Below are 23,978 nucleotides of genomic sequence, written 5' to 3' on the forward strand. Positions count from 1 at the left end.
CCCCACGCGCCCGCCACCCCTCTTCAGCAGCGACGGTCCATGGCGACACCTTCCGAACACACGCCCGTGAGCTGGGCCGACGACACCCGCCGCGCCGCTTTTGCGCACTGGCTCGCCACACAAGGCATCGACCCGGCCAGCGCGCGCGCGGCGAGTGCCGATGCGAGCTTTCGCCGTTACCTGCGGGTGGACACGCCCGCCGGCCCGCGCATCGTGATGGATGCGCCGCCCGCGCAGGAAGACTGCCGCCCCTTCGTGAAGGTCGCGGGCCTGCTGCGCGGCGCCGGCCTGAACGCCCCCGAGGTGCTGGCCTGGGACGAAGCCCTGGGCTTCATGCTGCTGAGCGACCTGGGCGACGCGACCTACCTGTCCCGGCTCGACGACCGCAGCGCCCCGGCGCTGTACAGCGACGCGCTCAACGCGCTGGTCAAGCTGCAAGGCATCGCGGCGGCCGAGCAGGTGCCGGCCTACGACCGCGCACTGTTGAGCCGTGAGATTCAGCTCTTCCCCGACTGGTACGTCGCGAAGCACGTCAACACCACGCTGACGCCGCAAGAGGCCGAGCGCTTCGCCGCGTGTGTCGAGCTGATCCTGCAGAACAACCTCGCGCAGCCCGCCGTGCTGGTGCACCGCGACTACCACTCGCGCAACCTGATGGTGGTCGGCGAGCCCGGCAGCGCCACCAACCCCGGCGTGCTCGACTTCCAAGACGCCGTCTGGGGCCCGATCACCTACGACCTCGCCAGCCTGCTGCGCGACGCGTACATCGAGCTCGAAGAAGACGTGCAGATCGACTTCGCCGTGCGCTACTGGGAACGTGCCAAGAAGGCCGCGCTGCCGGTGTCGGCCGACTTCGGCGAGTTCTGGCGCGACTTCGAATGGATGGGCCTGCAGCGCCACCTGAAGGTGCTGGGCATCTTCGCGCGGCTGAGCCACCGCGACGGCAAGAACGGCTACCTGAAAGACATGCCGCTCGTGTGGCGCTACGCGCACAAGGTGGCCACGCGTTACATGGGCCTGGGCCCGCTCGCGCACCTGCTCGAACGCCTGGCGGGCGAGCAGCGCGTCGAAGGCTTCTACTGAGGCTGTGGCGGCCCCCGCGGCGCCGCTTCTATCAAGCGCGCGGTTTCTTCGCCCGTGAAGGCGGTGCCGCCGCCGGCAGCCACGGGTCCACGTCTTCGCCGCCGAAGGCCTGCACCAGAAAATCGACGAAGGCCCGCGTGCGTGCCGGCACGTGCTTGCGCGTGGGCCACGCCGCGTACAGCGTCGCGCTGAGCAGTCGCCACTCGGGCAGCACGCGTTCGAGGCGGCCGGCCTGCAGCGCCGTGTCGGCCACATAAGACGGCAGCGCCGCGAGCCCCAGCCCGGCGATGGCGGCGGCGTACATCGTGTCGATGTGCGAGGTGGTGAGCGCGGGCCGCGTGAGCGGCAGCACCACGGTTTCGGTGGACTCTTTGCCGATGGGCCCGCGGTGGAACTCGGCCTCTCGAAACTGCGAGGGCACCATCGCGTCGTGCGCGACCAGGTCGTGCGGGTGCTTCGGCCGGCCGCGCCGTTGCAGGTACTCGGGCGCGGCGCAGAGGATGGCCTCCGAGCGCGCCAGACGCCGAGCGATGAAGCCGCCTTCGAGCGGGCGGCGCGCCAGCGAGATCAGGGTCACGTCGTAGGCCTCGTCCACCGTCTCGACCGGCCCTGGCGCGGCGAGCTCCAGCGTGACCTGCGGGTGCGCGGCATGGAAGTGCGGCAGGTACTTCGCCAGCTGGTGCGTGGCGAACGCGGCCGAGCACAGCACGCGCAGGTGGCCGCGTGGTTCGGCGCTCGCGGCGCTGGCCAGCGCTTCGGCTTCATCGACCTCGACCAAGATCAGCCGCACCCGTTCGAGGTACAGCTCGCCGATGTCGGTGAGCGACAGCCGCCGCGTGGTGCGGTTGAGCAGGCGCGCGCCGAGGTGGTCTTCGAGGTCGGCGATCGACCGCGTGACGGCGGCGGGCGAGAGGTTGGCCTCGCGCGCCACGGCGGCAAAGCTGCCGGCGTCCACCACGCGGGCGAAGACGCGCATCGAGTGCAGGCGGTCCATGGGCGATTGTTGCGATCGTTGAAATGGTGCATTGAAGCACAGGCGGTTTATTGCCAGAGGAGCAATGCCTAAAGTTCACCCCATCGATGAGCCGACACCTTCACAGCGACTCACCGAGGCGGACAAGACGGCGCCTTCATTCACTCATCACGCCGCCCTGCCCGGATGTCTCACCACCTGAAGAAAGGACTTCTCATGAACACCACGGCTTCGAATCTCGTTGTTGCTTTGATTGCCCTGCTCTCCGCTGCCTGGACCGCCCCGAGCTTCGCCCTCAGCGAAGGCGACGACCTCTTTCCCGAGTCGAAGCAGCCCTCGTCGCTGACCCGCGCCGACGTGCGCGCCGAGCTGGCGAAGGCCCGTGCCGAGGGCACGCTGCCGGTCAACAGCGAGAGCAACATCTTCGCGTTCGACACCCGCCGCAGCGCCAAGGGCGCGACCAGCGACGTGACCCGCGAGCAAGTGCGCGCCGAACTGGCCAAGGCCCGCGCCGAGGGCACGCTGATGGTCGGCTTCGAGAGCCTGCCCTACGACAAGCAGTGGCCCGGCGTGTCGGTGCGCAGCCGCGAAGAGGTGCGTGCCGAAGCGCGCCTGGCGTCGCAAGAGCGTTTCACGCAGCGCCGCGGTTCGTGATCGGCGCTTGATGCGCCCTGGCGGGGCCTGACCGGGCTGGGAGCCCGGCGGCCCCGGCCCCTCAACCGAAGCTGCGGCGCGCCGCCAGCGCGCCCAGCCGTTCGGTGATGGCGAAGAACTCGGCCACGGTCTCGTCGATGATCTGCTGCGCCGGTTTGACCGCGTCGATCAGCGCGGCCGACTGGCCGGCCAGCGCCGGGGCGGCTTCCATGTCGCCGTCGAAGTACACGCCGCGGATGCCCTTGAGCGCGTCCACCGGCATCAGCCCTTCCTCGTGGTACGCCAGCGTGCGCTGCGATTTCAGTGCGCGGATGCACGGCGTGGACTTCTTGTTCAGCACCCAGGTGCCCGTGTCTTTCGCGTCCACGATGGCCTGCTTGTAGTTCGCGTGCACCGGGCTTTCGGCGCAGCTCACGAAGCGCGTGCCCATCTGCACGGCCTCGGCGCCCAGCGCGAAGGCGGCCGCCATGCCGCGCCCGTCGCAAATGCCGCCGGCCGCGATCAGCGGCACGTCGGTGCGCGCGCGGATGGCCTGCAGCAGCACCAGCGTCGAGACCTCTTCGGGGTTCTTGAAGCCGCCGCCTTCGGCGCCCTCGACCACCAGGCCGTCGATGCCGGCGTCCACGCACTTGAGCGCGGCATCGACCGTGGGCACGGCGTGGTAGACCACGATGCCGGCGTCTTGCAAGGGCTTCACGAACTTGGCCGGGCTGCCGGCCGAGGTCGTCACGAACTTCACGCCCGCTTCGCAGACGAACTTCAGCATCGCGTCGTCTTTCAAGAAGCGGATCGGCAGGTTCACGCCGAAGGGCAGCCCGGTCTCGCGCATCTTCAGGATCTCGGCCTGGCAGTTGGCCGTCTCGCCCGACGAGGTTTCGATGATGCCCAGCCCGCCCGCGCGCGACACCGCGCTGGCCAGCGGTGCGCGGGCGATCCAGCCCATGGGCGCCTGCACGATGGGGTAGCGGGCGCCGGTGTGGGCGAGGACTCGGTTCATGCGGGGCTCCTTCGGGGTTTTTGTGGACGGATCGGCGCGTGGCCGACGATCGGTCGCTGATTCTGCGAGCCGGCCGCGCCGCGCCGTGTCACACGGGCGGCAAGCCCCGCGACAATGCAGGGCCTGCCGAACATGACCGACCGATGCTCCGCCTGACCGAACTGCGCCTGCCGCTGAACCACCCCGAAGACGCCCTGCGCCCGGCCCTGGTCGCGCGCCTGCAGATCGCCGACGCGGCGCTGAAGCAGTTCACCGTGTTCAAGCGCAGCTACGACGCGCGCAAGAAGTCGGCCATCGTGCTGATCTACACGCTCGACTGCGAGGTCGATGACGAAGCGGCCGTGCTCGCGCGCCACGCCGGCGACCCGCACGTGAAGCCCACGCCCGACATGGCCTATCGCTTCGTGGGCCACGTGCCGGCCGACTTCTACACCTCGGGCGAACGGCTGCGCCCGCTGGTGGTGGGCTTCGGGCCCTGCGGCATCTTCGCGGCGCTGGTGCTGGCGCAGATGGGGCTGCGGCCCATCGTGCTCGAACGCGGCAAGCAAGTGCGCGAACGCACGCAAGACACCTGGGGCCTGTGGCGCAAGCGCGAGCTGAACCCCGAGTCGAACGTGCAGTTCGGCGAAGGCGGCGCCGGCACCTTCAGCGACGGCAAGCTCTGGAGCCAGATCAGCGACCCGCGCCACCTCACGCGCAAGGTGCTGAACGAGTTCGTGAAAGCCGGCGCACCGGAAGAAATCCTCTTCGTCAGCAAACCGCACATCGGCACCTTCCGCCTGGTGAGCATGGTCGAGAAGATCCGCGCCGACATCGAGGCGCTGGGTGGTGAGATTCGCTTCGGGCAGCGCGTGACCGACGTGTGCATCGAGGGTGGACACATGCGCGGCGTGACCCTGCACACCGGCGAAGAGATCCGCGCCGACCACGTGGTGATGGCACTCGGCCACAGCGCGCGCGACACCTTCACGATGCTGCACGGGCGCGGCGTGCAGATGGAGGCCAAGCCGTTCTCCATCGGTTTTCGCATCGAACACCCGCAGAGCGTGATCGACAAGGCGCGCTTCGGCCCCAACGCGGGCAACCCCATCCTGGGCGCGGCCGACTACAAGCTCGTGCACCACGCGAAGAACGGCCGCGCGGTCTACAGCTTCTGCATGTGCCCGGGTGGCACGGTGGTCGCGGCCACGTCCGAGCCGAACCGCGTCGTCACCAACGGCATGAGCCAGTACTCGCGCAACGAGCGCAACGCCAACGCCGGCATCGTGGTCGGCATCGACCCGCAGGACTATCGGCACGACCCGAACGGCACCGGCCCCGTGAGCCCGCTCGACGGCATGGCCTTCCAGCGCGTGTTCGAGTCGCGCGCCTACCTGCTGGGCGGCGAAAACTACGACGCGCCGGGCCAGCTGGTCGGCGACTTTCTCAAGGGCCGCGCCTCGAAGCAGTTCGGCAAGGTGCTGCCGTCGTACAAGCCGGGCGTGCACCTCACCAACCTCGGTGAGCCGGGCAACGAGAGCCTGCCGACGTATGCCATCGAGGCGATCCGCGAGGCCCTGCCCGCCTTCGACCGGCAGATCGCCGGCTTCTCGATGCATGACGCGATGCTGACCGGCGTGGAAACGCGCACCTCGTCGCCGCTGCGCATCCCGCGCGGGCGTGAGGACTACCAGAGCTTCAACGTGCGCGGCCTGTACCCGGCCGGCGAAGGCGCGGGTTATGCGGGCGGGATCATGTCGGCCGGCGTCGATGGCATCGAGGTCGCCGAGGCCGTGGGCCGGGCGATGCTGGGTGTGACGCCGCCGCTGGCTTGACCGAAGTCACCGCCTGCACGAGACCCGCTTCCTAGAATCCCTGCACTTCGCCCGGCCGCCCTCACGGCGGTCTGCGCGCCTCGTCATTCGTTCGACCCAGGGAGGGTTCATGTCGTCTCGTCTGCTTCGTCTTGCGCTGGTGTCGGTGGCCGTGGCCACCGCCGCCGGCTGTGCCACCGAATCGTCGCGCACCGTCCAGGTCGCCCAGGTCCAGGCGGCGGCCGCACCCTACAAGGGGCCGCGCACGCCGGTGTCGATCGGCAAGTTCGACAACCGCTCGGGCTTCATGCGCGGCATCTTCACCGACGGGGTGGACCGCCTCGGTGGCCAGGCCAAGACCACCCTGATCGGCCACCTGCAGCAGTCGCAGCGCTTCAACGTGCTCGACCGCGAGAACCTGTCCGAGACCAAGCAAGAGGCGCAGTTCAAGGCGCAGGGCCAGAGCATCCGTGGCGCCGACTACGTGATCACCGGCGACGTGGCCGAGTTCGGCCGCAAAGAGGTCGGCGACCGGCAGTTCTTCGGCATCCTCGGCCGGGGCAAGTCGCAGGTGGCCTATGCCAAGGTCACGCTCAACGTCGTCAACAGCCTGACCTCGGAGGTCGTCTACTCGGCCAGCGGCGCGGGCGAGTACGAGCTGTCGAACCGCGAGATCGTCGGCTTCGGCGGCACCGCCGGCTACGACGCCACGCTCAACGGCAAGGTGCTCGACCTGGCCATCCGCCAGGCGGTGGACAAGCTGGTGACGGGCCTCGACGGCGGCCAGTGGGCCGTGCCGGCCGCCCGTTGAAATGATGTTTGTCATGTCAAGCCGCGCGGCGCTGGCCTGCGCGGTGGCGGGCCTGCTCGTCGGCTGCGCGCAGGCGCCCCGGCCGATGTACCACTGGGGCAGCTTCCAGCCGCAGCTCTACGAGCACTTCAAGGGCGATGGCAGCGGGCCGTCCGAACAACTGCGCCTGCTCGAAGCCGAGGCGCAGCGCGCGCGCGGCGAAGGCCTGGCGCTGCCCCCCGGCTTTCGGGCGCACCTGGCGATGCTGTACCTGCGGCTCGGCCGCGACGACGAAGCGCGCCAGCAGCTCGAAGCCGAGAAGGCGAACTTCCCCGAGTCGGCCCCCTACATGGACTTCTTGCTCAAGCGCGCGGACGGCAAGAAGCCGGCGCCCGCCGCCCCGGCCGCGCCCAAGAAAGGAGCGGCCACATGAGTCCGCGATCTTCATCGCGTGCATCGCCGGCGCACCGGCTGGCGCGCCTCGCCCTCGCTGCCCTGGGTGCGGCCGGGCTGGTGCTGGCCACCGGCTGCGCCGCGCCGACGCCCTATGACTACAGCGCCTTCAAGCGCAGCCGGCCGGCCTCGGTGCTGGTCTTGCCGCCGCTCAACGAGACGCCCGAGGTGCTGGCGACCCACGGCGTGCTGTCGCAGGTGACGCTGCCGCTGGCCGAAGCCGGCTACTACGTGACGCCGGTGTCGCTGATGGACGAGACCTTCCGCCAGAACGGGCTCGACCACCCGGCCGAGGTGCATGGCGTGTCGCTGCAGAAGCTGCGCGAGATCTTCGGGGCCGATGCGGTGCTGTACCTCACGGTGCGCCGCTACGGCACGAGCTACGCGGTGCTCAGCAGCGAGACCACGGTGACGGTGGACGCGCGCCTGGTCGATCTGCGCAGCGGCGAGCAGCTGTGGGCCGGGTCGGCCTCGGCCTCGTCGCGCGAAGCGAACAACGGCTCGAACCAAGGCGGCCTCGTCGGCCTGCTGGTGAAGGCCCTGGTGCACCAGATCGTCGGCACGGCCAGCGACGCGAGCTTCCGCTACGCCGGCATGGCGAGCCAGCGGCTCTTGTCGCCGCGCCCGAACGGGCTGCTGCATGGGCCGCGGTCGGTGAACCACGCGAAAGACTTCGGGCCCTGACGGCGCGTCGCGCTTGACGGATGGCGGCCGGGTTGAGAGGATGCCGCCCGGCCGCGCCCCATTGCGCGGTCACGTCGCTCGGACGGTTCCGGGCGCTCACGTGAAAGTCATTCCATGTCCTCTCTCTCGGGCAAGCGCCGCTTCGCGCGCATCGACCGCCTCCCCCCCTACGTCTTCAACATCACGGCCGAGCTGAAGCTCGCTGCGCGCCGCCGAGGCGAAGACATCATCGACATGAGCATGGGCAACCCCGACGGGGCCACGCCAGCGCACATCGTCGCCAAGCTGGCCGAGGTCGCGCAGCGGCCCGACACGCACGGGTACTCGGCCAGCAAGGGCATCCCGCGCTTGCGGCGGGCCATCTCGCACTGGTACCGCGACCGCTACGCGGTGGACATCGACCCCGACAGCGAAGCCATCGTCACCATCGGCTCGAAAGAAGGCCTCGCGCACCTGATGCTCGCCACGCTCGACCGTGGCGACACGGTGCTGGTGCCCGACCCGAGCTACCCGATCCACATCTACGGCGCGGTGATCGCGGGGGCCGACATCCGCTCGGTGCCGCTGGTGCCGGGCGTCGATTTCTTCGCCGAGCTGGAACGCGCCATCCGCGGCAGCTACCCCAAGCCCAAGATGATGGTGCTGGGCTTTCCGTCGAACCCGACCGCGCAGTGCGTCGAGCTCGACTTCTTCGAGCGCGTGATCGCGTTGGCGAAGAAGCACGACATCTTCGTCGTGCACGACCTCGCCTACGCCGACATCGTGTTCGACGGCTGGAAGGCCCCGTCGATCATGCAGGTGCCCGGCGCGAAAGACATCGCGGTCGAGTTCTTCACCTTGAGCAAGAGCTACAACATGGCCGGCTGGCGCGTGGGTTTCATGGTGGGCAACCCCGACCTCGTGGCCGCGCTGGCCCGCATCAAGAGTTACCACGACTATGGCACTTTCACGCCGCTGCAGGTGGCGGCCATCGCCGCGCTCGAAGGCGACCAGCAGTGCGTGAAAGACATCGCCCTGCAGTACCAGAAGCGGCGCGACGTGCTGGTGAAGGGCTTGCGCGAGGTGGGTTGGGATGTGGAGTGCCCCAAGGCCTCGATGTACATCTGGGCGCGCATTCCCGAGGCGTACCGCGAACTCGGCTCACTCGAATTCGCCAAGCTGCTGCTGCAGAAGGCCAAGGTGTCGGTGTCACCGGGCGTGGGCTTCGGCGATCACGGCGACGACCACGTGCGCTTCGCCTTGATCGAGAACGAGTCGCGCATCCGCCAGGCGGTGCGTGGCATCAAGGCGATGTTCAAGGCGGACGGCCTGACGGCCTGAACTTCAGCCCTTCGGTCGCGCGGGGTCGCAGCCTTCGGTGGCGATCTCGCGCGGCGCTTCGAGCGAGGTCTTCGTCTCGCCCAAGGCCCCCAGCCGCCCGCGCACGCGGATCGACTGCGGCAGCGTCAACGCCGCGCCCTTCTTGGCCTGCGGGTCGAGCCACAGCTCGAAGGCCTCGTCGTGCAGGTCGAGCGAGGCGGTGCCGGCCAGCCGCGTCTGCGCGGTCTCGAAGACCAGGTGCGTGGAGCGTGCCCGCCCGTCGCGCAACTCGGCGACCAACTCGCCGCAGTGGATGGGCACGGCGTCGCTGCTGCTGACCAGCGACTTCAGCAGGCGTCCGAGGTGCAGGCCGAGCTTCGCCTCGAGCCCCTGCGGCACGCTGCCGCCGGCGAGCGTGAACACGGCGCGGCCCGAGACGCGCTGCATCGCGTCGGCGACCGACTGGCCGCGGCTGCTCAGCTGAGCGCGCCCGCTCAAGGGGCCGCTGATGCGCTTGTCTTCGGGCTGATCGGGCCACAGGGTTTCGAGCCGTAGCTTCTGCCATTGCAGCTCGGCGCCCAGCTCGGGCGGGTCGCGCTGGGCGTCGAGGGTGAATTGGCCGTTGAGCTTGCCGCCGGCCCAGGCCCCATGCACGGGCTTCACGCTGAGCTGGCCGTTGTCGAGCTTGGCTTTGAGGCGCAGCGCTTCCATCGGGGGCAGGTGCGGCAGGTGCAGGGCCTCGACACGCAGCTCGACCTGGGCGTCGAGGCCGCGCAGGCCTTGGGTGTCGAAGCGGCGCGTGGGCAGCAGGCGTTCGGGCGCGGTGTCTTGGCCGGCAGGTGCGCGCACCAGGGCGCCCAGGTCGGCGATGTCGGCGCGGCGGCTGCTCAGCGTGGCCTCCAGTCGCGGGCGTTCACCGGCGGTGTCGTAGCCGATCTCGCCGGCCAGGTCGCTGCGGCCGACGTCGGCGCTGAGCTTTACCAGCGTGAACTCGCGCTGCTCTTTCAGCAGGTGGGCGCTCAGTTTGACGGGCGGTGTGCGCGGCCACGCGATGGGGATGAAACCGCCCAGCGCCGCGAGGCTGGGCGCGCGCAGGCGGATGTCGGCGTCGATGGCCGTCAGCTTGAAAAGGTCGGCCACGCGCCCTTCGGCGTCGAGCCGCATGTCGCGCGAGAGCACGTGGCCGCGCAGCGGCACGAAGCGGCCGGTCTGCTGGAAGCTCAGCACCGGGCCGGTGTCGGCCTGGCCGGCGAAGGACTCGCCGTGGTAGCGGCCTTCGAAGTGGATGCGCTGGGTGAGGGCTTCGCCCTTCACCGGCTCGACCGGGGCGGCGAGGTCTTCGGCGCGGGTGTCGAGCACCAGCCCAAGGCCCTGGTGCTCGAAGTGCACGCGGCTGCGCTGCGCGACGAGGGTCTGCACCAGCGCGCGGCCTTCTTCGGTGTCGTCGGGGTGGCGCAGGCGCCAGTTGCGCCGGCCATCGGCGTGGCGCACGAGGTGCACGTCGGCACCGACCAGGCCCAGCTCGGTGATGACCAGCGGCCGGCGCTGCACGAGGCTCGACCACTCGAAGCGAAAGCGCGCCTCTTCGGCCACGGCCATGGGCTGCGCCGTGCCGGCCCAGGGCGCGTTCTGCACGCGCAGGCCGCGCAGGCGCACGACGGGCTCGAAGCCGTCACCGAGACTGAGGTGCAGGTCGTCGATCTGCACCGTGCGGCCCGACGGTTCGCTGAAGTAGCGTTCGACCTCGGGCTTGAACCAGTTCCAGTCGAACAGCGTGATGAGCACGCCCCAGCTCACGAAGAAGAGCAGCCAGCCCCAGCCCCGCCGGCCGATGCGCACCGTCAGGCCCGCTTCGGCTGCGAGGCGCGCGCGGCGAGCTTCTTCGCGCGTGTCTCGAAGAAGACGAACGCGAGGGTCGCCAGCACCAGGGGCCCGAGGTAGTAGAGCGCGCGGTAGGTCAGCAGCGCGGCCAGCAGTTCGCCTTGTGGCACACGGTGCGAGAGCAGGGTCACGAACACGGCTTCGAGCACGCCCAGGCCGGCCGGCACGTGGGTGATCACGCCCGCGACGGCGGCGATCAGCATCACGCTGAGCACGGTGGGGTAGTCGATGCGTTGTTGCAGGAGGGTGTGCACGAGGCTGGCGATCAACAACCAGTTGATGGCCGAGAGTGTCATCTGCACGAGCGCGAAGCGCAACGAGGGCAGCTCCAGCGTGTGGCCGCGCACGGTGAAGGCGCGCCGGGGCGAGAAGGCGCACAGCCCCAGGTAGGCTGCGGCCACCGCCAGCAGCGCCGCGCCCAGCAGGCGCAGGCCTCCGGAGTCGAGCTTCCAGTCGGGGGGCAGGGCCAGCGGGCTCAGCAGGAACACCCCACCGGCCAGCAGCAGGTAGCCGAGCCAGTTGGTGACCAGGCTCAGGCTCAGCACGCGGCCGATGGTGCCGTTGTCCAGCCCGAGCTTCGAGTACATGCGGATGCGAAAGCCGAAGCCGCCGATCAGCGAGCCCATGTTCAGGTTGAAGGCGTAGCTGATGAAGGTGACGAGCAGCACCTGCCCGCGCCCCAGCTGGTGGCCTGTGTAGTGCCGGCCCAGCAGGTCGTAGGTGCAGTAGACGGCGTAGCTGCACGCGGCCAGCGCCGCAGCCAGCCCGAGGTGCCCGAGCGGCATGCGGCGCACCGACTGCATCACCTCGTCCCACTCGACCTGCTGCGCCTGGTGTACCAGCAACCATGCGACCAGCGCGAAAAAGATCAACGTGAGCGCGCGCTTGAGCCAAAGCCACCCGGGGCGCGGCGGGCGTGCGGGCGTGGGGGGCGCCACGGCGCGTGCGGGGGCGGCGGACGACATCTCAGTGCGCGTCCGAGGTTTGCGTGGCAACGGGCGCGGCGACCGGCGCGGGGGAAGGCGGCACCTCGGGCATCACCAGCCGGGGCTGGTGCGCTGGAAACCAGCCCGCCCACGACGGAAAGCGCCGCAGAAAGTGAAACACCACGAAGCTGCGCAGCATATGGAAGACGTTGCGTTGCGGCACCTGCTCGCGCGTGACCTGCTTGCAGTGGTGGCGGATCAGCGTTTCGAGCCGCTCGCGCAGGTGCTGGTTGAAGCCCCGGTCGCGGATGATCACGTTGGCCTCGAGGTTGAGCGACAGGCTCAGCGGGTCGAGGTTGCTCGACCCGACCGTGGCCCATTCGTCGTCGGCCAGCGCGACCTTGCCGTGCAGTGGGCGCTGGCAGTACTCGTGGATCTCGACGCCCGCACGCAGCAGGTGGTCGTGCAGCAGCTCGGCGGCGATCTTGACGATGGGCATGTCGGGCTCGCCTTGCAGGATGAGCTTCACCCGCACGCCCCGTTTGGCCGCGCGGCGCATCTCGCGCAGCAGCCGGTAGCCGGGAAAGAAATACGCGTTGGCGATCACCACCTCCTGGCGCGCCGCCCGGATGGCGATGCGGTAGTGGCGCTCGATGTCGTCGCGGTGCTCGTGGTTGTCGCGCGTGACGAACATGGCCTGCGCCTCGCCTGCATGCGGCAACGCCTCGGGGGCGCTGGGCACGGGCGAGCGCCGGTGGAAGGGCCAGTGCAGGCGCGGCGTCTCGCCCTCGGCCGGCGCGATGGCCTCGTGCGCGAAGCGGCGGATCTCGGCGACGATGGGCCCGCGCACGCTCACGGCGTAGTCCTGCTTGGCCTCGGGCCCGAAGTCTCCCAGGTGGTCGGCCGAGAAGTTGATGCCGCCGACGAAGGCGAGCGTGCCGTCGACCACGACGATCTTGCGGTGCATGCGGCGAAACACGTTGGTGCGCAGGCCCAGCAGGCGTGGGGCGGGATCGAACACGCGAAAGCGCACCCCCGCCGCTGTCAGCGCCCCGATGAACTGCGCCGACAGGTCGGGTGAGCCGTAGCCATCGACCATCACATCGACCTGCACGCCGCGTTGCGCGGCGGCCAGCAGCACGCGGTGCAGCGCCTGGCCGACCTTGTCGTCGAACAGGATGAAGGTCTCGATGATCACTTCATGCCGCGCGCCCTCGATGGCCTCGAACACGGCCGGGTAGAAGGCCTCGCCGTTTTCGAGCAGCTCGAAACGGTTGCCCGGCGTCCAGCGGGGCTTGGCGCGCGTCCAGAGCGAGTTCACAAGCTGATCTCCGCGGCGAGCGGCGCGTGGTCGGACAGGTGCGACCACGGCTTGCGCGGCAGCACGTGCGGCGCGTGCACGCGGGCGTTGCGCACGTAGATGCGGTCGAGCCGCAACACCGGAAAGCGTGCCGGGAAGGTCTTGGCCGCACGCCCGCCGGCGGCTTTGGAAAACACCTCGTGCAGGCCGGCGCCACGCTCGAGGATGTCGTTGGCGCGGTGCCGCCAGTCGTTGAAGTCGCCCGCGATGACCAGCGGCGCGCCGGCCGGCACCTCTTTGTCGATCATCTGGCACAGCAGGTCGAGCTGCTTGCGCCGGTGACCCTCGCGCAGGCCCAGGTGCACGCAGATGGCGTGCACGTCCACGTCCTGCCCCGGTGGGCGCAGCACGCAGTGCAGCAGGCCCCGCCGCTCGGGCCCGCTGATCGACACGTCGCGGTTCTCGAAGTGCACGATGGGGTACTTCGACAGCACCGCGTTGCCGTGGTGGCCGCTCGGGTACACCGCGTTGCGGCCGTAGGCGAACTGCGGCCAGATGCTGTCGGCGAGAAACTCGTAGTGCGGCGTCTCGGGCCAGTTGACGATGCGCTCGGGGTGCTTGGCGTGCAGGCCCTGCACCTCTTGCAGAAACACGACGTCGGCGCCGACGCTGCGCACCGCCTCACGCAGCTCGTGCAGGATGAAGCGGCGGTTCAAGGGCGTGAACCCCTTGTGGGTGTTCACGGTCAGCACCTTGAACGAAAAAGGGTTCGGCGTTTCAGCGGCCATGGCAGGGGGTCGGAGGACTCCGGGGCGATCCGTTTCGGAACCCCCTTTTTGTACCGACGCCCCCAGGTTGCCGCTGTAGGAAAACGCCGCCCGCGTCCGCAGGCGCATCACGCGGCGCGGTTCTCGCGCTTCAGGCCGCCGGCTTTTCGGCCTGCAGCGCGTCGCGTACCGCCGGGCGTTCGAGGATGCGCTGCAGGTAGGCCGCCAGATGCGGCGTGGCATTCAGATCGCGGCCGAGGTAGCGGCTCCAGCCCGCCACGACGAACAGGAAGATGTCGGCGATGCCGTACTGCTCGCCGACGAGAAACTCGTGCGAGGCCAGGTGCTGGTCGACGAAGGCCAGGCGCTTGTCGAGCGCGGCGTGCGAATGCTTCTTGACCGCCTCGTCGGTGGCCGGCGAGAACAGCGGACCGAAAGGCTTGTGCAGTTCGGACGAGATGAAGTTCAGCCACTCCTGCACGCGGTAGCGCGGCAGCGTGCCGGCGGCAGGCACCAGGTTCTTCTGCGGGGCCAGGTCGGCGATGTACTGCAGGACCACCGGTGCCTCGGTGATGCGCTCGCCGGTGTCGAGTTCGAGCACCGGCACGTAACCCTTGGGGTTGATCGCATAGAAGTCGCTGCCGTCTTCGAGCAGGTGGGTCTTGGTGTTCATGCGCACCGGTGTGAACGCGAGGCCGGCTTCGCGCAAGGCGATGTGGCAGGCCTGCGCGCAGGTGCCGGGCGAGAGGTAGAGCTTCATGCGGGTCTCCTGGTGGGGGCGAAAGGGCCGGCGGCCATTGGAACCCCGAGGCCCATCACCCTGCATGCAACGGGTTTCAACGGCACGTACAAATGCACCGCCTCGAAAGCGGGGCCGGCGACCCTAGATTCCGTGGCATGAGCACCACCACCCTCCTCCGCTCCCGCCGCGTCGAGCGCATCGTGCGCGGCATGCCCACCTCCGATGGCGCGGGCGTCAAGCTCACGCGGGTGCTGACGCAGCCGCTGCAGCGCCGGCTCGACCCGTTTCTGATGCTCGACGCCTTCGGCAGCGAGTCGTCGGCCGACTACATCGGCGGCTTTCCCGACCACCCGCACCGGGGTTTCGAGACGGTGACCTACATGCTGGCCGGGCGCATGCGCCACCGCGACAGCGTGGGCAACGTCGGCCTGCTCGAACCCGGCAGCGTGCAGTGGATGACCGCCGGGCGCGGCCTCATCCACAGCGAGATGCCCGAGCAGCAGGAAGGCCGCATGGCCGGCTTCCAGCTGTGGGTCAACCTGGCCGCGCAAGACAAGATGCAGGCGCCGCAGTACCGCGACATCGCGCCCGCCGACGTGCCCGCCTTCACGCGCGACGACGGCGTGCAGGTGCGCGTGCTGGCTGGCGAGAGCCACGGCGTGACCGGCGCGGTGACGCGGCCGACCACCGAGCCGCTGTACCTCGACCTCACGCTGCCGCCCGGCGCCCGCTTCGAGCAGCCCTTCCCGGCCGAGCACAACGCCTTCGTGTACGTGTTCGGCGGCGCGGTGGAGGTCGAGGGCACGCGGGTCGAGCGCGACCGCATGGCCATCCTCACCAACGACGCCGGGGCCGAAGGCGTGCGCGTCAGCGCCCCCGCCGACGGAACCGAGCCGGCGCGCGTGCTGCTGATCGGCGGGCGGCCGCTGAACGAGCCCATCGTGCAGCACGGGCCCTTCGTGATGAATAGCGTGGACGAGATCCGCCAGGCGGTGGTGGACTTCCAGAACGGCACGCTGGCGCGCTGAGGGCTGCAATGGCGTCTGGGCCGCCGTGCCCGGACGCCGGGTGGCGTTTTGCGGACGCGGCGTCAACCGCCGCCGGCGGATCGTTCCGACACTGGGGCTCCTTCTTGTTGCTGGAGCCCCCATGCCTTCGACACCCCACCCCGCCGCGCCGTACTACGCGGTGATCCTCTCGTCGCAGCTCGCGGTCAACGACCCCGCCTACGCAAGCACCGCGCAACGCATGGTGCAGCTCGCGTCGCAGCAGCCGGGCTTCCTCGGCTTCGAGAACGCACACAGCGCCAGCGGCTTCGGCATCGCGGTGTCGTACTGGGACAGTCTGGAGGCGATCGCCGCCTGGCGCGACGACGCCGAGCACCGCGACACGCAGGTGCAGGCCCGCAGCCGCTGGTACGCGCACTACACGCTGCGTGTGGCGCGCGTCGAGCGCGTGGTGCACATGCCGGGTTGAACGCGGCGCCGGGGCGCGAACACTGGGCGCATGCGCTAACCTCGGCGGCCCCATCCTTCGTGTGTCTTGCCATGCCCCGTCAAACCCTGGATGAGTCCCGGCTGCACCCCGCGATCCGCGACAAGGTGGCCAACCTGCACGCCGACATCGTGCACAACGTGCAGGCCGCTGCGAACTCGAACGCCGTGCTCGTGGTGGGCATGGCCTTCAACGCGCCGGCCCGCAGGGCGCGCCGTGCGCTCGACGCGGCCGGCGTGGCCCACCAGTACCTCGAATTCGGCAGCTACTTCAGTGGCTGGCGCCGGCGCAATGCGTTGAAGATGTGGACCGGCTGGCCGACCTTCCCGATGGTGTTCGTCAAGGGCCAGCTCGTCGGCGGTGCGAGCGACCTGCAACAGCTGATCGACAGCGGCGAACTCAAGCGGCTGCTCGGCCTGTGAAGCTTCGCGCAGGCGTGGCGATGCTGGTGGCGGGCCTCGGCGCGCTGGCCGCCGGCCCGGCGGCTGCCACCGAGACGCCCTGCCGCGTGCCCGGTCTGCCGCACGAGGTGCGCTGCGGCCACATCCAGCGCCCGCTCGACGCGGCCCGGCCACAGGGTCCGCAGATCGCGGTGCACTACGTCGTGGTGCCGGCCAAGGCGCGCCACAAGCGGCCCGACCCGGTGCTGCTGCTCGCGGGTGGCCCCGGGCAAAGCGCCATCGACCTGGCGCCCAGTGCGATGGCGCTCTTCGCGCGGCTCAACAACCGGCGCGACCTCGTGCTGATCGACCAGCGCGGCACTGGCCGCTCGGCCCCGCTCAAGTGTGACGAGCCGCCGCAGGCCACGCTGTCGCAAGAGGCCGACGCCGAATGGCAGTTCACGCAGCTGATGCGCTGCAAGGCGCAACTGGCCGCGCTGCCGCACGTGGGCTCGGCCGACGGCCTGCGCTTCTTCACCACCACGCTGGCGATGCAGGACGTGGACGCCGTGCGGCGCCAGCTCGGTGCGCCCCAGGTCAACCTCGTCGGCGCCTCGTACGGCACGCGGGCGGGGCTCGAGTACCTGAGGCAGTTTCCGGGCGCCGTGCGCCGCGTGGTGCTCGATGGCGTCGCGCCGCCCGACATGGCCCTGCCGGCCAGCATGTCGCGCGACGGCCAGGCGGCTTTCGACGCGCTGCTCGCGGCCTGCGAGCACGAGCCGGCTTGCAAGCAGCGCCACCCTGCCTTGCGCGCCGACTGGTCGCGCCTGCTCGCCGGCCTGCCGCGCACGGTGACGCTGGCCGACCCGCGCTCCGGCGAGGCGCAGCCCCTGACCCTCACGCGCAGCGCGGTGATCGCGGCGGTGCGGGGGCCGCTCTATGCGCCCGCGCTGGCGGCGGCCTTGCCGGTGGCCATCGAGCAGGCGGCGCAGGGCCGCTTCGAGGCGCTGGCCGGTCTGAACGCGATGCTCGCGTCGCGTCGCGGCGGCCTCTACGCCGGCATGCACTTCAGCGTGGTGTGTGCCGAAGACCTGCCGCGGTTGCCGCAGTCCAGCGACGCACCGGGGCGCGACTTCGGCGACGAGACCGCGCGCTTCTACCGCCGTGCCTGCGAACACTGGCCGCGCGGCGAGGTGCCGGCGGCCTTCTACACCGTGGGGAAGAGTGCCGCGCCGGTGCTCGTCTTGAGCGGCGGCCTCGACCCGGTGACCCCGCCCCGGCACGGTGCACGCGTGGCGGCCGCGCTCGGCGCGAACGCGCGTCACGTGCTCGTGCCGCAGGCCGGCCATGGCGTGATGTCGCTGCCCTGCGTGCGCGACGTGCTGCACCGTTTCATCGACGCCGACGACGAGGCGTTTGCGCTGAAGGTCGATGCCGCGTGTGCGACGGCGGTGCCGCGGCCGCCGATGTTCGTGCCGGCGGCACCGGCCTCGGTGCCCGCCTCGGGGGCGTCGAAATGATCCACATCGAACACGTCGCCAAGCACTTCGACGCGCCCCGGCGCCGCCTCTTTGCACGCGGCCGCGAGGCCCCGGTGCGCGCGGTGCAAGACCTGAGCTTTCGTGCCGACGACGGCCGCATCACCGGCCTGCTGGGCCCCAACGGCGCGGGCAAGACCACCACGCTGCGCATGCTGTCGGGGCTGGTCGTGCCCGATGCCGGGCGCATCGCCGTCGATGGCATCGACGTGTTGCGCACGCCCCGCCAGGCGCTCGCCCGCCTGGGCCTGCTGAGCGACGCCCGCGGGCTCTACCCGCGCTTGAGTTCGCGCGAGAACATCGTCTACTACGGTGCCCTGCAGGGCATGACGCGCGAGGCGGCGAACGCCCGCGCCGAACACCTGGCCGAGCTGCTGGCGATGCGACCCCTGCTCGACCGCCGCACCGAAGGCTTCAGCCAGGGCGAGCGCATGAAGGTCGCCCTCGCGCGTGCGCTGGTGCACGACCCCGCCAACATCGTGCTCGACGAGCCCACCAACGGGTTGGACGTGCTCTCGACCCGCGCGCTGCGTGAGGTGCTGCGCCACCTGGTGTCGCCCGAAGGCGGCGGCAAGTGCATCGTGTTCTCGACGCACATCATGCAAGAGGTCGAACGCCTGTGCGACCGCGTCGTGATCGTCTCGCACGGCCGCTCGGTGGCCGAAGGCACAGTCGATGAACTGCGCGACCGCGCCGGCAGCACCGACTTTGAAGACGCCTTCGTGCGCCTTGCCTTCGCCGAGGAGCTGTCATGACCACGGCCTGGGTCGTGTTTCGCAAAGAGCTGGTCGATGCCCTGCGCGACCGGCGCACGCTGGTCGTGCTGCTGGTGTCGAGCGTCTTGCTCGGGCCCTTGCTGGTGCTGGCCTTGTCGCAGGTGGTGGCTTCGCTCGAAGCGCGGGCCGAGCAGCGCGAGGTGCTGATCGACGGCATGGCGCATGCGCCGGGGCTGGTCAATTTCATCCAGCGCCAGACCTACGTGGCCAAGCCGGCGCCCGAGGGCTACGAAGCCCAGCTTCGGCGCTCGTCGCTGGCCGACCCGGTGCTGGTGGTGCCGCCGGGCTTCGAGGCGGCCGTGCTCGCGGGCGAGCAGCCGGTGCTCGAACTGGTCTTCGACAGCGGCAACCGGCAGGCGCAGGCGGCGCTGCCGCGTGTGCAGCAACTGGTGGGCGCTTATGCGCGCGAGCGCGGCCTGCTGAGCCTGGCGCTGCGCGGCGTGTCGCCCGAGGTGCTGGAGCCGGTGCGCACCGAGGCACGCGACCTCGCCAGCGAACAAAGCCGCGCCACGCAGCTCACGGCCATGTTGCCCTTCTTCATCATCATGGCGATGCTGTCGGCGGCGATGAACGCGGCGCTCGACACCACGGCCGGCGAACGCGAGCGCGGCTCGCTGGAGCCGCTGCTGTCCAACCCGGCGAACCGCTTCGCGCTCGTCGTCGGCAAGTGGGCGGCGGTGGCCAGCCTGGGCATGCTGATCGCGGTGCTGAACTCGCTGAGCTTTCTGCCGGCGCAGTGGCTGCTGCGCAGCGACACGCTGCAGGCGATGTTCCAGTTCGGGCTGCGCGAGGTGGGCTTGTTTCTGGTGGTGCTGCTGCCGCTGGCGGCGGCGCTGTCGGCGTTGCTGATGGCGGTCGCCATTCGCTGCAAGACGCACAAGGAGGCGCAGGCCAACACCACGGTCGTGGTGCTCGGGGTGTCGGTGATGCCGCTGTTGACGCTGTTCTATCCCGACAGCGACGCGCCGTGGATGCTGGGCGTGCCCGCGCTGGCGCAGTACCAGCTGATGGGCCGCGTGCTCAAGGGTGACGACTTCAGCGTACTGCAGATCGCCGTGCCGCTGGGCGTGAGCGTGCTGCTGACCGCGCTGTGCCTCGCGGTCGTGACCCGCTGGCTGCGCCAAGCCGCCGCGCGGTAGGCGCAGCCGCCTGGCGCGGGCCAGCGCTCAGGCAGGGTTCAACTCAGAAGTAGAACTGGGCAAAGAAGCCGAGGTGATCGCCCTTGATGTCGTTGCCGCCGCCTTCGGGTTCGAAGCGCTCGACGACCGCGCGCGCCGACAGGCCGAGCTTGGGCGTCACGAAGTACTCGCCGCTCAGCACGAGGCCGGTCGAGTTGTCGAAGCGCGTGTAGGCCACACCGCGACCGAGCAGCTTGCCGTTGGTCGAGACGCGCGGGCCGGCGCCCACACGCCAGCCGGGGGCGACGTCGTAGTTCAGCAGCAACTCGACCGGGTAGCGGCTGAAGCGCGCCGACTCGTCGTTGCGAAAGCGCGTGTTGTGCACGTGGTAGCCGCCCGCGACCTGCATCGACAGCACCGGGCTCATGCGGAATTCGAGGCCCACGCGGGTGGCGAACAGGCCGCCGGCGCGCACCTTGTCCGATTCTTCGTTGTTGTAGGGCACGGTGGCGAGGCGGTCGCCGCCGTAGGTGAGGCCGCCACCGGCGAACAGGCGCACCGACGACGGGGTGTCGGCGGCCGGGGCGGGGGTTTGTGCGTGTGCGGTGCCGAGCGCTGCGGCAAGTGCCGCGATGACAGCGAGTTTCTTCATGACCATCCTCTGGTGTCGTTGGAATTGCCCGCCTTGCCACTCGCGGCGGACCGTCGGCGATTCTATGAACCCAGGTCCGGGCATGACGTGTGCGCAGGCATCATGGGCGCATGAACGTGTCAGCGCTTGTTTTTTCTCAACTCGTGTGGCGCAGCGGCCGCCTGCACGAACTGGGCGGGCTCGACGTGGCCCGCATCTACCGCGCCCGGCAGCGGGTCTTCGTGGTCGAGCAGCACTGCGTGTACCTCGACGCCGACGAGGCCGACGAACGCGCGGTGCACCTGGCGGCGTGGTCACCCGCGCACGACGAACCGCTGGCCTGCGCGCGCCTGGTGGACCCGGGCGTGAAGTACGCCGAGGCCTCGATCGGCCGCGTGGTCACCAGCGACGCGGCGCGTGGCACCGGGCTCGGCCGCGAGCTGATGCGGCGCATGCTCGCGCTCGCGGCCGTCACGCACCCGGGGGTGGGCCTGCGCATCTCGGCGCAAAGCCATCTGCAGCGCTTCTACGGCGAGTTCGGCTTCGAGCCGGTGGGCGAGGACTACCTCGAAGACGACATCCCGCACCGCGAGATGTGGCGCGCTGCGCCGGGCTGAGCGGGGTTCGAAGGTGTGAGGTTTCGTCGCGAGCGGGCTCAGCTCGTGGCGAGAAGCGCAGCCGTACGGGCGCACGGCGAACATCACCGGCGCGAGATCTGCTCGCGCAGCAGAAAGATGCACACCTTCTCAGTGCGAGCGCAGCCGCGCGGGCGGGGGCAGCTCGTGCACGCTGGCGGCGATGCTGCTGTGCTGGATCGCACGGCCGACCTCGTCTTGCCAGGGCAGCAGGTTGACGATCTGGTTGAGGCGCAAGGCCGCTTCGAGGCCGATGATTTCTTCGCCGTGGATGCCCACCAGCTGCAGGTTGGTGATGAGCCCGAGCGGGTCGGCCATCGCGACGACGCCCTCGCGCAGCTCGATCCAGTCCCAGGCGACGCCGGCCGAACCCTGCGGCGCGATGCGCCCGCCCCACAGCGTCTGCCCGGTGCTCGGGCGTTCGGCATCGCCCACGTCGATGACGCGCGTGCCGAGATGCACGAATTGCAGCTGCGGCGCGGCGTGAACGGGCCAGACCACAGGGGGCCAGGCGCGCACAATCCACGGGGGTGTCGTAGAGGTCATGGTGAGGGCTGGGTGTGCAGGGGCGTTCCAAGTCTTGATCTGTGCGAATAATTGGCGTCGTTTGCCGCGGCGACTAGCTGTAAGTCCTGCCATCTGTAAAACCTGCCAGGGTGGATGGCTCCAGGCACGATGCGCGCGGTGACCCCATTCAGACGAGGGTAGGCATGCTCCAGAGCGGGTACATGGCAGTGATGCAGGCGGCCAACCAGGACGAGTTCCTGGCCGAGATCGTTCGCTTCTCGAAGCAGCTCGGCTTCGAGACGGTGTCGGCCACGCTCGTGGTCGATCACCTGCTGGGCGACAGCGAATTCATCACCGTGGCCAACACGCCCGACGCGTACCGCGCTGCCTTCCAGAGCCCCGAGAACTGGCGGCGCGACCCGGTGATGCAGCACTGCAAGCGCAAGAGCATGCCGCTCATCTGGGGCCAGGACACCTACACCGCCGAAGGCGCGGGCGAGGTCTGGGAAGAGCAGGCCCGCTTCGGCTACCGTACCGGCATCGCGATGGCGCTGCACCTGCCGGAAGGCAAGCACTTCATGCTCGGTGTGGACCGCGACCAGCCGGTGCCGTCCGATCCCGCCGAACTCACGCGCATGGTGGCCGACCTGCAACTGCTCACCGTGCACGCCAACGAGGCGGCCGCTCGCATCCTCATGCCCTTGAAGCCGTCGAACGATGGCCCCTCGCTCACGCCGCGCGAACTCGAAGCGTTGCGTTGGACGATGGAAGGCAAGACCGCATGGGAAACCGGCAACATCCTGGGCATCAGCGAGCGCACCGCGGTGCTGCATGTCAACAACGCGATGCACAAGCTCGGTTGCGTCAACAAGCATCAAGCCGTGCTCAAGGCCATTCGTCTCGGCATCCTGCGCTGAAGTGACGAATCACCAACGAAGAAAAAGCACGCCCCCCCTGTAAGAGCTGACAGTTACGACTTCGAAGGCCCGCTGCTGGAATTGGCCCCATGCACTCGTTGAGGTGCATGCCAACCGAAAGGAGCAGACCATGCCCAGCAAGTCGTCCGATGCGAAAGCTCAAACGCCCGCAAAGCCGCAAGGTCCCGACACGCAACCGGCCCGTCCGGTGCCGCTCACGCCGGAACAGCAGCGACAGGTGGGTGGCGGCAGCTTGAGCCCACGGCCTCTGCCCAAAGGCGGTTGGTGAGTTCCCGGCGGCTTGCTTTGATGTGAAGCAAGTCGCGGCCTCAAGAGCATGTCTCGAAGGCCGAAGTTCGCGATGTGAGTGATTCACGTTTGCCCATGTCCAGTCTGTTCCGACCCGAAGTCATCGAAGGACGTCAACAAGCCTGGCTGGGCAACATTCAACTGATTCGACCGGTGCCGTTGGCTGTGCTGACGGGGCTGGTCACCGTGGCGGTGCTGGTCATCGCCACGTACTTGATGCTCGGGGAGTACACCCGCAAAGCGCGCGTGACCGGTTATCTGGTTCCTGATGGGGGCGTGATCCGCCTGGTGCCGCCTCAAGCGGCCACGGTGGTCGAGAGCAGCGCCCTCGAAGGCAAAACAGTCCGCAAGGGAGACGTCCTCTTCGTCCTCTCGCTGGACCGCGCAACGCAGAGCGGGGATACACAAGTCGCGGTAAGAGCCAGCTTGGCCGCCCGCGCAAAAAGCTTGGAGGCAGCCGGACGTCAAAAATCCGCGCTGCAACAAGCCCAGCTGTCATCGTTGGACACGCAACTCGCCGACATGCGCGGCGAGTTGCGCCAGTTGGCCGCCGAGGCCGACCTCCAACGCCAGCGACTCGCCCTTGCGCAACAAGCGCAGGCCCGTCTCGAATCGCTGCGTGACGACAACTTCGTTTCATCTGCCCAGGTGCAGGCCAAGGCCGAAGAGGTGCTCGGCCTGCGCGCGCAATTGCAAGGCCTCGAACGTCAGCGCGTGGCCCTGCAGCGCGAGGTCGGCCTGGTCGAATCGCAGCGCCGCGAACTGCCGCTGCGCACCGAGGCCGAGCAAGGCGAGATCGAACGCGACCTCGCCGAGCTGCAGCAAGAGGCCGCCGAGAGCGAAGCCTTGCGCCGGCTGGTGGTGCGTGCGCCGCAAGACGGCGTGATCACCGCCGTGGTCGCACAGCCCGGCCAGCCGGTGAGCCCGTCAAGTGCCCTGGCCACGCTGGTGCCGGCGGGTGCGCGCATGCAGGCGCACCTGTTCGCGCCGTCGAGCGCGGTGGGCTTTGTGCGCGCCGAGCAGTCGGTGCTGTTGCGCTACCAGGCCTACCCGTACCAGAAGTTCGGCCACCAGCAAGGCCAGGTGACGCAGGTCTCCCGCACGCCGCTGCCGGCGGTCGAGACCGGCTTGTCGCTGCCGGGTGGTGAGCCGCTGTACCGCATCACCGTCGCACTCGACCAGCAGGCCGTGCAGGCCTATGGCCAGGCGCAGCCGCTCACGCCGGGCATGCAGCTCGAAGCCGATGTGCTGCTCGACCGGCGTCGCCTGATCGAGTGGCTGTTCGAGCCGGTGCTCAGCATCGCGGGGCGCGTATGAGCGACAGCGTGCGG

The 23,978-nt window shown here is 69.6% G+C and carries 25 protein-coding genes; 16 read left to right on the forward strand and 9 right to left on the reverse strand.

Annotation, left to right across the window (positions count from 1 at the left end; translation table 11 throughout):
- Positions 1–39: 39 nt before the first annotated feature.
- Positions 40–1,083 carry an aminoglycoside phosphotransferase family protein gene (locus tag AC1KAT_RS18310; protein ID WP_480328407.1) on the forward strand — a complete coding sequence of 348 codons (1,044 nt, stop codon included), beginning with the start codon at positions 40–42 and terminating at the stop codon, positions 1,081–1,083.
- Between the two features lie 31 nt (positions 1,084–1,114).
- Here the strand turns inward: AC1KAT_RS18310 and AC1KAT_RS18315 are convergent, their stop codons facing one another.
- Complete coding sequence (locus AC1KAT_RS18315) at positions 1,115–2,077, reverse strand: LysR family transcriptional regulator (protein ID WP_480328408.1); 963 nt, start codon at positions 2,075–2,077, stop codon at positions 1,115–1,117.
- Positions 2,078–2,272: 195 nt separating this feature from the next.
- Here AC1KAT_RS18315 and AC1KAT_RS18320 point away from each other — a divergent pair, with 195 nt between their 5' ends.
- Positions 2,273–2,710 (forward strand): DUF4148 domain-containing protein, encoded by a 438-nt coding sequence (locus tag AC1KAT_RS18320; protein ID WP_480328409.1) that lies wholly within the window; start codon positions 2,273–2,275, stop codon positions 2,708–2,710.
- A 61-nt stretch (positions 2,711–2,771) separates the two neighbouring features.
- Here the strand turns inward: AC1KAT_RS18320 and AC1KAT_RS18325 are convergent, their stop codons facing one another.
- On the reverse strand, positions 2,772–3,707 hold the full coding sequence (locus tag AC1KAT_RS18325; protein WP_480328410.1) for an NAD(P)H-dependent flavin oxidoreductase: 936 nt from the start codon (positions 3,705–3,707) through the stop codon (positions 2,772–2,774).
- A 143-nt stretch (positions 3,708–3,850) separates the two neighbouring features.
- Here AC1KAT_RS18325 and AC1KAT_RS18330 point away from each other — a divergent pair, with 143 nt between their 5' ends.
- From AC1KAT_RS18330 to alaC, 5 genes are all read left to right on the forward strand, one after another.
- Positions 3,851–5,521 (forward strand): NAD(P)/FAD-dependent oxidoreductase, encoded by a 1,671-nt coding sequence (locus tag AC1KAT_RS18330; protein WP_480328411.1) that lies wholly within the window; start codon positions 3,851–3,853, stop codon positions 5,519–5,521.
- 109 nt (positions 5,522–5,630) lie between these two features.
- Positions 5,631–6,311, forward strand: coding sequence for a CsgG/HfaB family protein (locus tag AC1KAT_RS18335; protein WP_480328412.1), 681 nt, complete (start codon positions 5,631–5,633; stop codon positions 6,309–6,311).
- Between the two features lie 13 nt (positions 6,312–6,324).
- On the forward strand, positions 6,325–6,723 hold the full coding sequence (locus AC1KAT_RS18340) for a DUF4810 domain-containing protein (protein ID WP_480328413.1): 399 nt from the start codon (positions 6,325–6,327) through the stop codon (positions 6,721–6,723).
- On the forward strand, positions 6,720–7,427 hold the full coding sequence (locus AC1KAT_RS18345; RefSeq protein WP_480328414.1) for a DUF799 domain-containing protein: 708 nt from the start codon (positions 6,720–6,722) through the stop codon (positions 7,425–7,427). Before AC1KAT_RS18340 ends, AC1KAT_RS18345 begins: the two co-directional genes overlap by 4 nt.
- 114 nt (positions 7,428–7,541) lie before the next feature.
- A complete protein-coding gene (gene alaC / locus AC1KAT_RS18350; RefSeq protein WP_480328415.1) occupies positions 7,542–8,747 on the forward strand; it encodes an alanine transaminase in 1,206 nt (401 codons plus the stop codon).
- Positions 8,748–8,750: 3 nt separating this feature from the next.
- On the opposite strand, the gene AC1KAT_RS18355 is transcribed toward alaC, so the two are convergent.
- The 5 genes from AC1KAT_RS18355 to gstA all read right to left on the reverse strand — a co-directional run bounded on the left by AC1KAT_RS18355 (position 8,751) and on the right by gstA (position 14,360).
- On the reverse strand, positions 8,751–10,565 hold the full coding sequence (locus tag AC1KAT_RS18355; RefSeq protein WP_480328416.1) for an AsmA family protein: 1,815 nt from the start codon (positions 10,563–10,565) through the stop codon (positions 8,751–8,753).
- Positions 10,566–10,567: 2 nt separating this feature from the next.
- The gene (locus tag AC1KAT_RS18360; protein ID WP_480328417.1) at positions 10,568–11,572 is read right to left on the reverse strand and encodes a lysylphosphatidylglycerol synthase domain-containing protein; all 1,005 of its coding nucleotides are present in this window, start codon (positions 11,570–11,572) and stop codon (positions 10,568–10,570) included.
- Position 11,573: 1 nt separating this feature from the next.
- Positions 11,574–12,854 carry a cardiolipin synthase ClsB gene (gene clsB, locus AC1KAT_RS18365; RefSeq protein WP_480328418.1) on the reverse strand — a complete coding sequence of 427 codons (1,281 nt, stop codon included), beginning with the start codon at positions 12,852–12,854 and terminating at the stop codon, positions 11,574–11,576.
- Positions 12,851–13,621: an endonuclease/exonuclease/phosphatase family protein gene (locus tag AC1KAT_RS18370; RefSeq protein ID WP_480328419.1), complete on the reverse strand. Its 771-nt coding sequence runs from the start codon at positions 13,619–13,621 to the stop codon at positions 12,851–12,853. The genes clsB and AC1KAT_RS18370 overlap by 4 nt, the downstream gene beginning before the upstream one ends.
- 130 nt (positions 13,622–13,751) lie before the next feature.
- Complete coding sequence (gene gstA, locus AC1KAT_RS18375) at positions 13,752–14,360, reverse strand: glutathione transferase GstA (RefSeq protein ID WP_480328420.1); 609 nt, start codon at positions 14,358–14,360, stop codon at positions 13,752–13,754.
- Positions 14,361–14,497: 137 nt separating this feature from the next.
- Between gstA and AC1KAT_RS18380 the strand changes: the two genes are divergently transcribed.
- The 6 genes from AC1KAT_RS18380 (at position 14,498) to AC1KAT_RS18405 (ending at position 19,669) form a co-directional block, all read left to right on the forward strand.
- Positions 14,498–15,370, forward strand: coding sequence for a pirin family protein (locus tag AC1KAT_RS18380; RefSeq protein ID WP_480328421.1), 873 nt, complete (start codon positions 14,498–14,500; stop codon positions 15,368–15,370).
- Positions 15,371–15,491: 121 nt separating this feature from the next.
- Positions 15,492–15,818, forward strand: a complete 327-nt coding sequence (locus tag AC1KAT_RS18385) for an antibiotic biosynthesis monooxygenase family protein (RefSeq protein WP_480328422.1) — start codon at positions 15,492–15,494, stop codon at positions 15,816–15,818.
- Between the two features lie 71 nt (positions 15,819–15,889).
- Positions 15,890–16,258, forward strand: coding sequence for a glutaredoxin domain-containing protein (locus AC1KAT_RS18390; RefSeq protein WP_480328423.1), 369 nt, complete (start codon positions 15,890–15,892; stop codon positions 16,256–16,258).
- Positions 16,255–17,736: an alpha/beta hydrolase gene (locus AC1KAT_RS18395; RefSeq protein ID WP_480328424.1), complete on the forward strand. Its 1,482-nt coding sequence runs from the start codon at positions 16,255–16,257 to the stop codon at positions 17,734–17,736. The genes AC1KAT_RS18390 and AC1KAT_RS18395 overlap by 4 nt, the downstream gene beginning before the upstream one ends.
- Complete coding sequence (locus AC1KAT_RS18400) at positions 17,733–18,509, forward strand: ABC transporter ATP-binding protein (RefSeq protein WP_480328425.1); 777 nt, start codon at positions 17,733–17,735, stop codon at positions 18,507–18,509. Before AC1KAT_RS18395 ends, AC1KAT_RS18400 begins: the two co-directional genes overlap by 4 nt.
- Positions 18,506–19,669: an ABC transporter permease gene (locus AC1KAT_RS18405; RefSeq protein WP_480328426.1), complete on the forward strand. Its 1,164-nt coding sequence runs from the start codon at positions 18,506–18,508 to the stop codon at positions 19,667–19,669. The genes AC1KAT_RS18400 and AC1KAT_RS18405 overlap by 4 nt, the downstream gene beginning before the upstream one ends.
- 43 nt (positions 19,670–19,712) lie before the next feature.
- Here AC1KAT_RS18405 and AC1KAT_RS18410 read toward each other — a convergent pair whose 3' ends face one another.
- The gene (locus tag AC1KAT_RS18410) at positions 19,713–20,300 is read right to left on the reverse strand and encodes an outer membrane beta-barrel protein (RefSeq protein ID WP_480328427.1); all 588 of its coding nucleotides are present in this window, start codon (positions 20,298–20,300) and stop codon (positions 19,713–19,715) included.
- Positions 20,301–20,410: 110 nt separating this feature from the next.
- Here AC1KAT_RS18410 and AC1KAT_RS18415 point away from each other — a divergent pair, with 110 nt between their 5' ends.
- Positions 20,411–20,896, forward strand: a complete 486-nt coding sequence (locus AC1KAT_RS18415; protein ID WP_480328428.1) for a GNAT family N-acetyltransferase — start codon at positions 20,411–20,413, stop codon at positions 20,894–20,896.
- A gap of 129 nt (positions 20,897–21,025) precedes the next feature.
- On the opposite strand, the gene AC1KAT_RS18420 is transcribed toward AC1KAT_RS18415, so the two are convergent.
- On the reverse strand, positions 21,026–21,460 hold the full coding sequence (locus AC1KAT_RS18420) for a hypothetical protein (RefSeq protein ID WP_480328429.1): 435 nt from the start codon (positions 21,458–21,460) through the stop codon (positions 21,026–21,028).
- A gap of 164 nt (positions 21,461–21,624) precedes the next feature.
- Between AC1KAT_RS18420 and AC1KAT_RS18425 the strand changes: the two genes are divergently transcribed.
- A complete protein-coding gene (locus AC1KAT_RS18425) occupies positions 21,625–22,338 on the forward strand; it encodes an autoinducer binding domain-containing protein (RefSeq protein WP_480328430.1) in 714 nt (237 codons plus the stop codon).
- Positions 22,339–22,722: 384 nt separating this feature from the next.
- Positions 22,723–23,964: an HlyD family secretion protein gene (locus AC1KAT_RS18430; protein WP_480328431.1), complete on the forward strand. Its 1,242-nt coding sequence runs from the start codon at positions 22,723–22,725 to the stop codon at positions 23,962–23,964.
- The last annotated feature ends 14 nt before the right edge of the window (positions 23,965–23,978 follow it).

The sequence above is a fragment of the Piscinibacter sp. PDB5-1 genome, from assembly GCF_056676035.1.